Origin of the sequence: Psychrobacter sp. DM8, assembly GCF_051307025.1 — a bacterium.
Lineage (GTDB): Bacteria > Pseudomonadota > Gammaproteobacteria > Pseudomonadales > Moraxellaceae > Psychrobacter.
Genome location: NZ_CP195538.1, coordinates 900,252 through 914,133 on the forward strand (window position 1 = coordinate 900,252; position 13,882 = coordinate 914,133).

11 protein-coding genes and 2 tRNA genes are annotated in these 13,882 nt (G+C 43.3%); 9 read left to right on the forward strand and 4 right to left on the reverse strand.

Annotated elements, in window-relative coordinates:
* Positions 1-92: 92 nt before the first annotated feature.
* Both ACR64J_RS03995 and ACR64J_RS04000 read right to left on the reverse strand, forming a co-directional pair.
* A complete protein-coding gene (locus ACR64J_RS03995; protein WP_435950539.1) occupies positions 93-803 on the reverse strand; it encodes an FFLEELY motif protein in 711 nt (236 codons plus the stop codon).
* 84 nt (positions 804-887) lie between these two features.
* Positions 888-1,598, reverse strand: a complete 711-nt coding sequence (locus tag ACR64J_RS04000; RefSeq protein WP_317199925.1) for an FFLEELY motif protein — start codon at positions 1,596-1,598, stop codon at positions 888-890.
* A 220-nt stretch (positions 1,599-1,818) separates the two neighbouring features.
* Here ACR64J_RS04000 and ACR64J_RS04005 point away from each other — a divergent pair, with 220 nt between their 5' ends.
* The gene (locus tag ACR64J_RS04005) at positions 1,819-3,498 is read left to right on the forward strand and encodes an ATPase (protein WP_435950541.1); all 1,680 of its coding nucleotides are present in this window, start codon (positions 1,819-1,821) and stop codon (positions 3,496-3,498) included.
* Between the two features lie 524 nt (positions 3,499-4,022).
* Entirely contained in the window at positions 4,023-5,630 is a 1,608-nt protein-coding gene (locus ACR64J_RS04010) for an anion permease (protein ID WP_317199927.1), read from the forward strand.
* A gap of 73 nt (positions 5,631-5,703) precedes the next feature.
* Here the strand turns inward: ACR64J_RS04010 and ACR64J_RS04015 are convergent, their stop codons facing one another.
* Positions 5,704-7,392, reverse strand: a complete 1,689-nt coding sequence (locus ACR64J_RS04015; RefSeq protein WP_317199928.1) for an aminotransferase class I/II-fold pyridoxal phosphate-dependent enzyme — start codon at positions 7,390-7,392, stop codon at positions 5,704-5,706.
* A 267-nt stretch (positions 7,393-7,659) separates the two neighbouring features.
* On the opposite strand from ACR64J_RS04015, the gene msrB reads away from it, so the two are divergent.
* The 6 genes from msrB to ACR64J_RS04045 all read left to right on the forward strand — a co-directional run bounded on the left by msrB (position 7,660) and on the right by ACR64J_RS04045 (position 11,055).
* Positions 7,660-8,082 (forward strand): peptide-methionine (R)-S-oxide reductase MsrB, encoded by a 423-nt coding sequence (gene msrB, locus ACR64J_RS04020; protein WP_317199986.1) that lies wholly within the window; start codon positions 7,660-7,662, stop codon positions 8,080-8,082.
* Positions 8,083-8,225: 143 nt separating this feature from the next.
* Positions 8,226-8,711: a glutathione peroxidase gene (locus ACR64J_RS04025; RefSeq protein WP_317199929.1), complete on the forward strand. Its 486-nt coding sequence runs from the start codon at positions 8,226-8,228 to the stop codon at positions 8,709-8,711.
* Positions 8,712-9,054: 343 nt separating this feature from the next.
* Positions 9,055-9,130, forward strand: a tRNA-Val gene (locus ACR64J_RS04030).
* A 52-nt stretch (positions 9,131-9,182) separates the two neighbouring features.
* A tRNA-Asp gene (locus ACR64J_RS04035) sits at positions 9,183-9,259 on the forward strand.
* Between the two features lie 118 nt (positions 9,260-9,377).
* On the forward strand, positions 9,378-10,379 hold the full coding sequence (locus ACR64J_RS04040) for a D-cysteine desulfhydrase family protein (RefSeq protein ID WP_435950543.1): 1,002 nt from the start codon (positions 9,378-9,380) through the stop codon (positions 10,377-10,379).
* A gap of 202 nt (positions 10,380-10,581) precedes the next feature.
* Entirely contained in the window at positions 10,582-11,055 is a 474-nt protein-coding gene (locus tag ACR64J_RS04045) for a hemerythrin domain-containing protein (RefSeq protein ID WP_435950545.1), read from the forward strand.
* Here ACR64J_RS04045 and ACR64J_RS04050 read toward each other — a convergent pair.
* On the reverse strand, positions 11,052-12,557 hold the full coding sequence (locus tag ACR64J_RS04050) for a phosphatase PAP2/dual specificity phosphatase family protein (RefSeq protein WP_435950546.1): 1,506 nt from the start codon (positions 12,555-12,557) through the stop codon (positions 11,052-11,054). The genes ACR64J_RS04045 and ACR64J_RS04050 overlap by 4 nt on opposite strands.
* A gap of 269 nt (positions 12,558-12,826) precedes the next feature.
* Here ACR64J_RS04050 and ACR64J_RS04055 point away from each other — a divergent pair, with 269 nt between their 5' ends.
* The gene (locus tag ACR64J_RS04055; RefSeq protein WP_435950548.1) at positions 12,827-13,438 is read left to right on the forward strand and encodes a DedA family protein; all 612 of its coding nucleotides are present in this window, start codon (positions 12,827-12,829) and stop codon (positions 13,436-13,438) included.
* Positions 13,439-13,882: the final 444 nt, after the last annotated feature.

Below are 13,882 nucleotides of genomic sequence, written 5' to 3' on the forward strand. Positions count from 1 at the left end.
TCATAGGGGTATCCTGTTGTACTAATATGGATAAATAAAGCGGATACTAAAGGAGTATCAGCTGTCTAAAAATGGTTAGTAAATGATGATTATCATACACCAAACCCAGCAGGTTTACCGTGACTATCAGGCGCATGCACTTGGTCTACGATAGTGAGTTCGCGCTCACAAAACGGCTCGATAAAACTGCTCACACTCTTAAGCGGTTTCATCGCCGCAAACCCTAAGTTGATAAAGTCATATAAAGGCTGATAGCCATGACGATAGGCGGTGCCTTTAGCCAGTCCAAATGCTTTTCTGAGCATAAATGAGTTCAGATGCTTATCTGTGCCATAGCAGACGTCTTTTAGATTATTAATCTGTAAGCGGCGCTCATCTGACTCATCAACCGTGCGATAAGCACTCATCATATTGTCTTCATTAACATCCAAATCATTAGCGATTAGCCACTGAGCTAAATGCATATCCAGCTCAATAGCGAGAATAGTAGCCTCTATAGCCTTGCTACCTGTCTCTAATGCTGCCTCTTTTGCTAAGCGCTCAAGTTTTTTGGCTTTTGGCAAGATACGGGTGATCTGTTCTGCGAGTTTTTTGAATTCTTCACCGTTATAAAGCTGAGTCAAAAAATACTCTGACATGGGCTGGTTTTTTGGTTGCTCAAACAGCGCTTTATGAGAGCGTTTGATACGCTCGCGTTGCCAAGACTGTACTTCGTATAATTTGGACTCAAGTACTTTATCTTCATGAATCGGTAGCGCCCAGTAACGGTTTAGATGGTTTTGTAATTCTGACAATGCGGACATAGTAAACTCTCAAATAAAGATCTAATAAGTGTCCTACCAACAATAGGCTCAAACAGTGAGATATTGCCGTAGAAAAAGATGCGTCTATGATACACCAGACTTTGCAAGCTTGTCGCCTCTCGCTTTTTGTATTTGATCAATAATCATCAGCTCACGCGTACAAAAGGGCTCGATAAAGCTACTAACACTCTCAAGGGGACCCATAGCGTCAAAGCCTGCTTCGACAAAATCATAAAGGGGCTGATAGTTATTGTTATAAGCCGTACTCTTTGCTAATTTAAAAGCTTTTTGTAAAAAAAATGAGTTAAAGTATTTATCACTGCGATAACACACTTCTTTTAAGTTACTGATTTGATCGCGGCGTTCATCAGATTTATCACTAGCGCTATAGGCGATCATAATGTTTTTTTCGTTAACTGGCATATTGCGATCATCAAGCCACTGAGCCAGATGCAGATCCATCTCAATCGCCAAGACTGCGGCTTGAATTGCCATGCTACCTGTCTCAAGAACCGACTCTTTTATCATACGCTCAAGCTTTTGCGCTTTAGGTAAAATACGCGCTAATTGCACCGCTAGCAGTTTAAATTCTTCGCCGCCATAAAGCTGAGTGAGAAAATAGTTCGCCATTGGTTGATGCTTGGGCTGCTCAAAGAGTTCTTTGTGGGTGTTTTTGATACGAATGCGCTGCCATGCTTGTACTTGAGCGAGCATCTCACTGAGATTTTCATCATCATGATAGGGCAGTGCCCAGTAACGCGTTAAGTGTTGTTGTAACTCTAAAAAAGCAGTCATGACCGTTAATCCTGCGTAGTTTAATCCGTTAGTTAGCAAACAGGTCTTGATATAATATTTTCAATTATGACATCTAAGTGCTATATATAAAGCATACCACTCACTTAAGGTGATAACTTTAAATAAAATATAATATATACAAACCCTAAACCGTTATCGCGACTAAGATCAAATAACCCTGTTTTTGGCGTCAACATCTCTTTACTGTAGTGAGAATAATATGAGTAAAAAACACAATAAGAAAAAAAACAAGCAAACGGTCAGCGAACAGTTAAGCCAAGAGGTAGTTGATGCGCGCCTAACGCCTAATCCGCTCAATCATGTTTTTATGGATGAAGAGACCCTAAGACTGGCTTTGGTGACTGCGCAATACGCGCTACGAGCCACGCGCCAAGAGTCGCCACCGAGCAGTAATCAGCCTACAGGCCTGCTGGTGCTCGTCAATGGTATGGAGCAAGCTGGCAAGGGTAGCGCTGTCAAGCAGCTACGCCAATGGGTCGATCCACGCCTGCTCAAGGTTGAGGCAACTATCGGCTATCCGCCACTTGCCTATCAGCCGCTTTGGCAGGCGCATACCAAGGCGATGCCGCGTCATGGCGACGTTATGGTCTATTTTGGCAACTGGTACGCTGATCTGCTCCATCAAGTTATGCTGATGGCAACCCAGTATAAAGAGGCAAGCGACGCTCAACACGACACAGCTACCAAACGTCATTTTCAATCGTTACCAGACAAAGGGTGGCAAGACTATCTTAGCGAGCAGCTAGTAGCGCTCAAATCATTTGAAGATGATCTGGCACTCAACCAAACTAAACTATTAAAGTGCTGGTTTCATATCGATGCAGAGACTTTGAAAAAGCGTTTAACGGATAAAGAGGCAGACCCCGCTTACCTTTATCAAATCGATTGGAGCGATAGCGAAGTGTTAGAGCAGTTCAATCAAGTGGCAGCAGTACTATTGCAGCAGCAAGACGATTGGGTGGTAATCGACGGTAGTGACAAAGATAAAGCCACTACGCTTTTTTGTCATGAGGTACTAGAGGCCATGCAAACGGCGCTGATAGCGAGCCGGCCGATAGACGATAATAATCAGCAAGTCAAAGACGATACTTGCATAAGCTCTGATACCACCCAGCAAACGATTTGTACGCCTGTACCCTTTGAGCTTGCCAAAATATCTGAGCAATTAACAGATATAGACGATGATAATATCGATAAGGCAAAATACCGTAAACAGCTCAAAGACAAGCAAGAGCGCCTGGCTAAGCTTTTGCGCGCGCGCGGCGGTCGTCATGTTGTCTTTGCTTTTGAGGGAATGGATGCTGCTGGCAAGGGCGGGGCGATTAAGCGTTTGGTTGCGCCGCTTGATCCGCGCGAGTATCAGGTCTATAACATTGGCGCGCCCATGCTCTATGAACTACAGCACCCTTATTTATGGCGGTTTTGGACGCGTCTGCCAAACGAGCAGACCGACCGTATCAGCCGTATCGCTATTTTTGATCGTACTTGGTATGGACGGGTATTGGTTGAGCGCGTTGAGCAGTTTGCGACAGATAGGCAGTGGCAACGCGCTTATGAGGAGATCAATCGCTTTGAAGCTGATTTGATGGCAGCGGGTACATTAGTCATCAAATATTGGCTCGTTATCGATGATGATGAGCAGCTCAAACGTTTTGAGGCACGTGAAAAGACGCCGCACAAGCAGTTTAAACTCACCGATGATGACTGGCGTAATCGCGAAAAATGGTCAGAGTATCTACAAGCAGCGGCGGATATGCTAGCACGCACCGATACCGAAGTTGCGCCTTGGCATGTGATCGCAACCAACCACAAACGCGTTGCGCGGCTACAAGTATTAGATCATGCGATTGAACAGTTGTCAGCGTATGCAAATGAGTAAAACGTACCTAACAAAACTGGCACAATCTTTGCTCTCAATAGCTTTATGAAATAAGGGCTATCGTCAAATCAAAACGGTGAATGGGCGATACATTTATAGTTACAAATTTCATGATATCGGCCTGCATTATGCGCTCATATTTAATATAATGAGCGCGTAATAACTGGGATGCCAGAACCTAACATCCAAGAGCAGTATGACAATCTAGACCTAATTTGGTTTAGCACGTTCATGTTACAAGCCGCAAAATGCACCAATCGAACGATTTGGCGATATCTTTGCGGCTTTATGACATTTCTAAATCCTAAAAGATTCTAAATGCATAAAGATAACGGTTTAAATGAGCATGATTGCGGGTTATGACCACTCGTTAAGTCAATGTGAAATATTTATACCAGTTAAAGCTAAATACTAAGTGGCGTTTTGATTAGTAGCGCTTGCCAACTTAGGCAATGCCACCAATCACAGCGCAGTGTCATTGATCGCAAATCTCTTCAATCCGCTTATGCAGGGCATATAAATTTATGGGTACTAGCAACCGTTCGACTGGGTCAACCAATGCTGTTGGCTCTATGAGAATCAATTTATTTTTTGCTATTTTACTGATTGCGATGACCAGCTATTTCTTATGGTGGGGACTCGATTACACAATGCGTCAGCAGACGACGCTATTTATTGTAGCAACCGCTTTTGGTGTCTTTATGGCATTCAACATCGGTGGTAACGATGTCGCTAACTCTTTTGGTACTTCAGTGGGCGCAGGGACGCTGACTATTCCGCAAGCGCTAGGAGTGGCGGCGATATTTGAAGTATCGGGCGCTGTGCTGGCAGGCGGCGAGGTGACGGATACCATCCGTAAAGGTATCGTCGACTTAGATGGTCTGAGCGTCACGCCCAACCAGTTCATCTATGTCATGCTCTCCGCCCTTATCGCGGCCGCCTTTTGGCTGTTATTTGCCACGCGTAAAGGCTTACCGGTGTCAACCACGCATTCTATTATCGGCGGGGTGGTTGGTAGCTCTATCGTACTAGGTATCACTTTAGGTGGTACGGAGATGGCGCTATCGACCGTGAATTGGGGCACGATAGGCACTATTGCGATTTCTTGGGTACTATCGCCACTCTTAGGCGGCGTTTTAGCCTATCTGCTTTACGGTCAAATCAAGAAAAACATCATTGAATATAATGATAAAACCGAAGCTCATATTAGTGAGCTTAAAGCTGATAAAAAAGTTTTGAAGCAAAACCATAAAGCGTACTTAGATGAGCTATCAGAGTCAGAGCAACTGGCATACACCTCAGCGATGCTGCGTGATCAAGAGATATATAAAGACGACGATACCGCCGTTGATGACCTAGAGACAGACTACTACAAAAGCCTGTATGAGATTGAGCATGAACGCAGCAGCCTTGATACTCTAAAAGCCATCAAGCAGTGGGTACCCGTTATTGCCGCATTAGGCGGGGCAGTCATGACCTCGTTAGTAGTCTTTAAAGGCCTAAAAAACGTCAATAGCAATATGACGACCCTACAAGGCTTTTTGATTATGGGCATGATCGCAGCGCTAGTGTGGCTTGCGACCTTTATTTATACCAAAAGTATTCGCGGTAAGCACAAAGAGGATCTGACCAAGGCGACCTTTATTTTGTTTAGCTGGATGCAAGTCTTTACCGCTTCAGCATTTGCCTTTAGTCATGGCTCAAATGATATCGCCAATGCGGTCGGCCCATTTGCTGCAATTATGGACGTGATTCGCACCAATGAGATTGCCTCGCAAGCTGCTGTACCACCTGCGGTCATGCTCACCTTTGGTGTGGCGCTTATCGTCGGTCTGTGGTTTATCGGTAAAGAGGTGATTCAAACGGTCGGCACCAACCTTGCCAAAATGCATCCTGCTTCTGGTTTTTCAGCGGAGCTGGCGGCAGCGGCAGTGGTTATGGGCGCATCAACGATGGGCTTGCCAGTCTCTAGTACGCATACTTTGGTCGGAGCCGTACTAGGTATCGGTATCGTTAACAGAGACACCAACTGGGCGCTAATGAAACCGATTGGACTGGCTTGGGTGATTACTCTACCTGTTGCCGCAGGCTTGTCAGCGATTAGCTTTGTGGTCTTAAGTTATATTTTTTAATGTATAATACGTAAGTCAAAAAAACGCTTATTCGCCTTATGCAAATAAGCGTTTTTTTGTGTATTAAACGATCTTATGCAGTGCCAAATTGCTGGCGCTTTTTGGCAAAGAAGCGATCTAAGCGATCCATAGCGTCCTCTAATTCGTACAAATTGGGCAAGAACACTACGCGAAAATGATCGGGTGCATCCCAGTTAAAGCCTGACCCTTGTACCATAAGAACCTTTTCATCGATCAGCAAATCCATCATAAACTGCATATCATCTTCGATAGGGTAGATGTCAGGATCCATCTTTGGAAAACAATAAAACGCCCCTTGCGGCATAGTACATGAGATACCAGGTATAGCGTTCAGGCGTGACACTGCCATCTCACGCTGCTTATACAGCCGTCCTGTGTTAGCAGTAAGTGCTTGCATGCTTTGATAGCCACCCATCGCAGTTTGAATCGCGTACTGACCTTGGACGTTTGAGCACAGACGCATGGAGGCGAGCATATCTAAACCTTCAATAAAGTCAGTGGCATGTTGTTTTTTGCCAGATACCATAAGCCAACCTGCACGAAACCCTGCAATACGGTGCGACTTCGACAGACCATTATATGATAATACCAAAGCCTCATCCGTAAGGGTGCTCATAGGCGTATGCACTGTGTCATCATAGAGGACGCGATCGTAGATCTCATCGGCCATAATGACCAGATTGTGCTCTATCGCCACGGCTATGATTTGCTGGAGTATCTCGTCAGAATACAGCGCGCCCGTTGGATTGTTGGGATTGATGACGACAATGCCCTTGGTTTTGTCCGTAATCTTTGATTTGATATCCTCAATATCTGGATGCCAATTGTCGTCCTCGTTACAGCGATAATGTACGGCCGTACCGCCTGATAAGTTGGTCGCTGCCGTCCAAAGGGGATAGTCAGGCATCGGAATCAATACCTCATCGCCATCGTTCATCAGCGCCTGCATAGTCATCACAATCAGCTCAGAGACGCCATTACCCAAGTAGACATCACGTACATCGACCGCGGACAGTAGGCCCTTAGATTGGTAGTATTGCAGCACTGCCTTTCGCGCGGCAAAAATGCCTTGCGAGTCCGAATAGCCAGTTGCCTCAGGCAAGTTCATCGCCACATCGCGCAAGATTTCATGCGGCGCTTGCAGACCAAAGGGCGCAGGATTACCGACGTTAAGCTTAAGTATACGTGTGCCTTCGCTCTCCATCTTGTTCGCCGTTTGCAGTAGTGGACCACGAATGTCGTAGCAGACGTTCTGTAATTTTTCTGACTTTTTAAGCTCAGGTTTATTTGGCGTATTTGTAGATAAGGTCATAGAAATAGTGCTCGTCATTTGAGATGGTAATTTTGTACGGTTAAAGGATACTGACTCGCTGGCATCGTTTTTTGTTGTAGAAGGTAGCGGTATTGGTTTTGAGATCGTAGACGTATTGTTTTTATGATTTGTCTCACTGCTGCTTTTGTCACCGCTGCCACTATCAGCGCTGGTATTGTCACCATTGGCATTATCATCATTGGCATTGTCACCACGTAGCAAGTAGCCTTCACTACATCCTAAAATACGTGCAAGCGTCGGTAGTTTCGACGATACAATGCCATTAGTACCGCGCTCCCAGTTAGAGATAGCGCCGCGGCTTACTTTTGCGCCTGCATCCGTCATCGCTTGCGCTAATTGCTCAGCAGTCAAGCCTCTATCACGGCGTAGCTGTGCCAAACGTTCCGCTTGTGATTCATGGTTTGCCATTATCAAGGTGCCTTAAATCGTTATCGATTTATCAAATAATAATGCAAGATATTATTGCATTTATAAAATTGATGCAAGCACTATTATTAAGCTTTGCAAGCATAACTTGCAAGGTTTATCAATTTTATTCAAAAGTTAAGCTTTGTCTAGATTCTACGTGTGCATTTAGTAAACGTAGCTCTGCAAAACTTGTAAATAAGCAGATAACTACCATATCTTATCTATCAAAACGTTTATCAATTTGACTTACAATTAAAGGAATATACGATGCAAGATAATCAATTAACCAAAGAAGAGATCAGCCAACTTACCGAAGCGGACTGGAAGGAGCGCTTAAGTAGCGATGAATATCATGTGATGCGTGAAAAGGGTACAGAGCGTCCTTTTACTGGCGTCTATAACGATGTCAATGACAAAGGTATCTACCGCTGTAAGGGCTGCGGCGCCAAATTGTTCGACTCTGATAGTAAGTTTGATGCAGGCTGCGGCTGGCCAAGCTTTGATCAAGGGATTGATAATGCGGCTATCGATGAGCACGTCGATGACTCGCTCGGTATGCGCCGTACTGAAGTCACTTGTAGCAACTGCGGCGCGCACTTAGGCCATGTCTTCCCTGATGGGCCTCGTGAGACAACAGGTATGCGCTATTGCATCAATTCAGTCTCTATTGATTTGGATCAAGCTGAATAAGCGAGTATTTAAACGATTAAAAAGTAGTGAAGTTATCGTAACATTACGATGGCTTCGCTTTTTTTTTGCTATATTAACAAGCGTTTTATGTTAATACTTTATAAACGCAAGAAATTATCACGCCAAGCTATCAAGGAGCGACTATGAGCACGATTTATGATTTTAACGCCGAGCGTATGGACGGCACCTCACAAGCCTTTGCCGATTATGAGGGACAAGTATTACTCGTGGTCAATACGGCGAGCAAATGTGGATTTACGCCGCAGTTTGAAGGTCTAGAGACGCTTAGTAAGGAGTATCAAGAACAAGGATTAACGGTTATTGGTTTTCCTTGTAATCAGTTTGGGAGTCAAGACCCTGGTAGCAACGACGAGATTGGCGCATTTTGCCAAAAAAATTACGGCGTCAGCTTCCCTATGATGGCAAAGACAGACGTTAATGGCAAAAATGCACATCCTATCTACAACTGGCTAAAAGACCAAAAGGGCGGCGTGCTCACAGACGGTATCAAATGGAACTTTACCAAGTTTTTGATTGGTCGTGATGGGCAAGTGATCGACCGTTATGCGCCAACGACTAAACCTGACGCTATCAAAGCAGATATCGAAAAGGCACTGAGCAACAAATAATTAAATGGTTGCGCTAATAAACGCAACAAAAACAGCTGCTTGCTAACAAGCAAAAAATACTTTGCTTAAAGTGGCGAAAAATATTTGACAGTCCTCTGTAAGTCTATATAATACACACCCACAGCAAGGGGCTTTGATAGTCTTCATGTTGTGGGAAGTTTTTCAAAGGGTGACAACTTTGGATGATAAGACTTTCGGAAATTCTTATTAAAGATTTTCTTTTGCGCCTAAAGTTACGATGTTATTTACAATATTTCGTTTAGGTGTCAAGTTTTTGAAAATCCTATTTAAAGGATTTTCCTTGCGAAGCTAAAAAAGCAGTGCTTTTTTTATACGCTTCTCAGGGTGATTAGCTCAGTTGGTAGAGCGTCTGCCTTACACGCAGAATGTCGGCGGTTCGAGCCCGTCATCACCCACCACTTAATAGCAAGTGGGTCCTATTGATAAGGGCAAGATGCTAGTACGACCTTAGCAGCGGTAGTTCAGTTGGTTAGAATACCGGCCTGTCACGCCGGGGGTCGCGGGTTCGAGTCCCGTCCGCTGCGCCATATTTAAAACTTAAGCTTTGCACAAGTTTCAACCTCAAACATTAGCTTGTTTGGGGTTTTTTTGTGGGTGTTAATCTAGTAAGCTCATACTCAATAATACTTTTATAATGGATAAGACATGGACGACAATACAATAGCTAGGCAGCCTCTAGGATACTTTCCAACGCCACTGATCGAATTGACTCGACTAAGTAAAAAGCTGGGCGGTCCCAAAATCTTTATGAAACGCGATGACAATACAGGACTGGCGCTCGGCGGTAACAAGACGCGTAAGCTTGAATACATCATGGGTGATGCTCTAAAGCAGGGCGCTGATACGGTGATTACCGCGGGTGCCGCACAGTCCAACCACTGTCGTCAGACGGCAGGAGCGGCGGCGAGTTTAGGTCTTGAGTGTCATTTGGTACTAGGCGGCAAAGAGCCAGAACAGGCTGGCGGTAACTTGCTACTCGATAAAATATTTGGCTGTCATATCCACTGGGCAGGCGCTAATCGCAAGGGTGAGGATATTCCTGCACTCGTTGATCAATTAAAGGCAGAGGGTAAAAAACCTTACGTTATCCCGTATGGTGGCTCGAACGAGCTTGGCGCTACTGCTTTTGTACAAGCATTTAAAGAGATGGAGACGCAGCGCCAAAGTATGGATGTGACCTTTACTCACATAGTCTTTGCTTCAAGCTCTGGGGCGACTCATGCAGGACTCATGATAGGCAATAAAATGATTGGTAGCGACTGTCAGATTATCGGTATTAACATCGATAAAGGGGAGATGGATAAAGTCCCTTTTGATCAGCACATTATTAATCTAGCCAATAGCACAGCAAAGTTGATAGAGGCTGATATTAGCTTTTCAGATAATGATTTAATCTTAAACTCTGATTATGTTGGTGAAGGGTATGGCGTGGTTGGCGCATTGGAGAACGAAGCTATCGAGATGACTGCGCAGATTGAGGGCATTTTGTTAGACCCTGTGTACACGGGCCGTGCTATGGGCGGGCTAATTGATATGATACGCACAGGTCAGATAAAACCCAGCGATAGCGTATTGTTCTGGCATACAGGCGGCGCGCCTGCGCTATTTGCTTACTCAGATGATTTGGACGCTGCACAAAAGGGTTAATTCACAACGAGCGACTCATTTAACGCTTAATGACTCACCCTTTTACCTCAAACCAAACGTGGTTTGAGGTTTTTTAATATCTAAAGGCATAAATTGTTCAATTAGAACCAGTAAAGTCCTGTTATTTTATAAGTCTAAAATCTCAGCTTATAGTCGGCCTTTACGATATAGTGAATACTGAACTTAGTTAAGAGAGCATTCTATGAAGCGCGCTAATCAACTACAACCGCTATCTCGCCAGCATCATCTGGGTCTTAACTTGTCTCGTCATGCTAAACAATGTCTTGACATGCCGCAAGATATTGACAAACATTGGCAAAACTTGACCACTTATCTCAACGAGATGCAAAGTCATTTTGAGAGTGCAGATCATTCAATCAAGGCGGCGTTGCAGCCTTATAAGGATACTAACCCTAAGGTAGCAGCCGTACTGGCTACGCTTAATGAGCAGCAGCGCGCCTTGCGTACATTCATGACTGATATCCCAAACGGGCAAAAGCTGCATACCGTTACGGCTAAACAAGTCAGGGAATTGGGCAACTTATTGTATGATCACATGCGTTTTAAAGAGCGTGAGCTATTTCTTATTGCCCAAGAGTTTTTAAATAATGAGCAGCTCGATAATATTTATGACGCGAGCGCAGATAATGTTAAACGTATAGATGAGAATCGCTAAACTCCAACGATGTGATGACGGCTAGGATCTGTCTTAATAGAAATGTTTTTAACAACTGATAGCGGTAAATAATCCTCGCTGACATGCGCTTTTGGATAAGTTGTAGCTATCCAGTCCCTATAATTATCTACCGTCAACACTTGGCAATATACTAAGTACAGCACCTGTAGCGCAATGCTACGCGAAAATCCCATGATGCAATGAAAATGAATGACAACTCCTGTCTCACTTGCCAATGCTTTGTCTGCTTCTATTTTTTTTATTTGTTTAAATAGCTCAATCATCTCATCGCTATCAATGTCTACAAATGATTGTAGATCTAAGATAGGAAAGTAAAGGTAACATAAATTTGCATTGGTATGATCAGTCAATGCTTTTTTGGCAGGTGAGTAATGACTATTGGCTTCTACCGCGCAGTCAACGATTACGACAGCTTGGCTGTCTAAGGCACTATAGAGATTATGACTTAGCACATTGAACACTTTAGCGCTGGCAACTGAATATACACACTTATATTCTGATAAATGATGCGGCGTCTGCTTGGCTTTTTGCGGATAAACACTATAGCGCTGCACGACATACCACATTAGATAATAACCACTTAACACGGGTGCAAATGCTACCCATGCTTGCGCATTCAAGCGACCTTGCTTATCCTTTTTAAACCATTTTTTAACATGATTAGGATACTGATAAAGCCAAGCTAAAGATAAGAAGCTCATAAGCCAATACCCAGCTAATAGCAGGCAGATTATCTCAATAAACTCATTTGTCTGACGACTCAATAGATAACCGAGTACAGATAGAAGTATAAATCCCGATACGGCAACGGCTACATACTTTAAAACGAGGTTATTTCTAAGGTTATTTGCAAGCCATATAACAGATGCGGCGAGTAAACAGCCACCAATGATATCTAAAACGTGGTGCTGATAAGTAAATACAGTAGAGACGATGATGAGGCTACAGACTACAAACAGTAGCGCTCGATAAATAACGGAGCGATAAACTTCCCATAGAGTAGCGCCCAGCACCAGCGCGTAAGCGACATGCAATGATGGCAGCTGATTAAAGGGCTTGTCCGTAAGGCCTAAAAACTGATAGCCAAAGCGCGTCCAATCAGTAGGCAGAGGACGCACAAAACTAAATCTTGCTGGAAACAGGTAAAAAATCAGGCAGCCTAAGACAGTTGCTAAAATCAATCGGCGCGTAAGCAAAGATAATTGCCAAGGCGTTTTTACCACAAAAAAACTGGCGCAAAACAACAAAATCGACCAGCTATAAGGCACGATCATCACAGGTATAAAGGGTATAAACGTATCAAGCGGCACTGATAACTCATAAATAGTCTTGGGGACTAGGCTAAAGGTAAGGTGCTGCTGAATATCGTCAAATAAAGTGTGAGCATAAAAGTTGGTCACCGTATACAAAAGCGCAAATAGCCCCAAAGCTATAGTCAATGAGAGTCGCCTCGTTTTTTTCTGTACCTTGTTTAGGCTCATAGCATCCTATGGTCAGTTCAATGTAAAAACGGTACCGTAAGATTAGGATGGTTTTTGCAGCATCACGCAGCGTAGGCACAGCATGCTAGACAAAATTATTCTAATCTTGCGATGTTCAACGTATTTATTTTAAACGTATTCATTTATTTGATATCAACTATAGTTATTTTTACAAGTTAAAGACACTCAAAACAAAACTACTATTCGAGATTGCAATTGATATCGACATAATTGCAGTACGAAAAAAACTGATATTAAAAGGTGGCGTTATGGGTCAAATCAGCGAGTGGGTATTGTCTATTATGGCCAAGTTTGGTTATTTTGGCATTATCTTTGCAATGTTTGCCGAAAATGTCTTTCCGCCGATACCGTCTGAGGTCATCATGCCAGCGGCTGGTTTTGCCGCCTCCAAAGGGGATCTTAGCCTAGTCTTGGTGATTTTGGCAGGGACACTTGGCGCGGTACTTGGCGCATTGCCTTTATACTATTTAGGGCGAGTATTTGATCAAGAGCGTCTGGCAGCATTTACCGACAAGTACGGCAAATTTGTATTCGTAAAGGCGCAAGATGTGATGTCCGCTAATGACTGGTTTGATCGTCATGGCAAAATGGCGGTATTTTTTGGGCGGATGGTGCCAGGAGTGCGCTCACTTATATCTATACCTGCAGGTATGAATAAAATGGCAATAGTGCCATTTTTAGCATTAACAGCATTGGGATCAAGTATTTGGACAACGGTATTAACTTTAGCAGGCTATTACCTGGGTCAAAACTATGAGGTTATTGAAGGCGTACTTGCCCCTTATTCTAAGATAATAGGTATCGCAATAGTGATTGTGATCATTGGACTGGTGATTAAACGACGTTTAAATGACCAATAATGATAATAATATCCTGACAAATGTTTTTAATTATTGCTCTTAACTTATTGATAACTATAAATAAAAAAGTTTTTTGTAAACGTATTTATTATTCGTATAAACGGATGTTATATATGAATTTATTTAAATATTAAATCTTAATACATGATTATATATAGCTTGAGAGCAGTTTAATTGATTCTAAAAGACGCCAAAATATGGTGAAAGCACTGTTGTCAATCATCTTGTATGAAAGTTGGTATCATAATTGCTTACGTTTACATCAATAAAAAATATGTTATAAATAACCTGTCTACAAAAATCAAGGATGAATGGAGTGACAGGTCTAAAATTCTATACCAACGGTCATATCATGACTAAAGCTGACAGTATGAACCAAAAGCTTATCACTTTAGCTCAGCAATACGACACATCGTCGGCAGCTGTCATTATGGATATGAATAT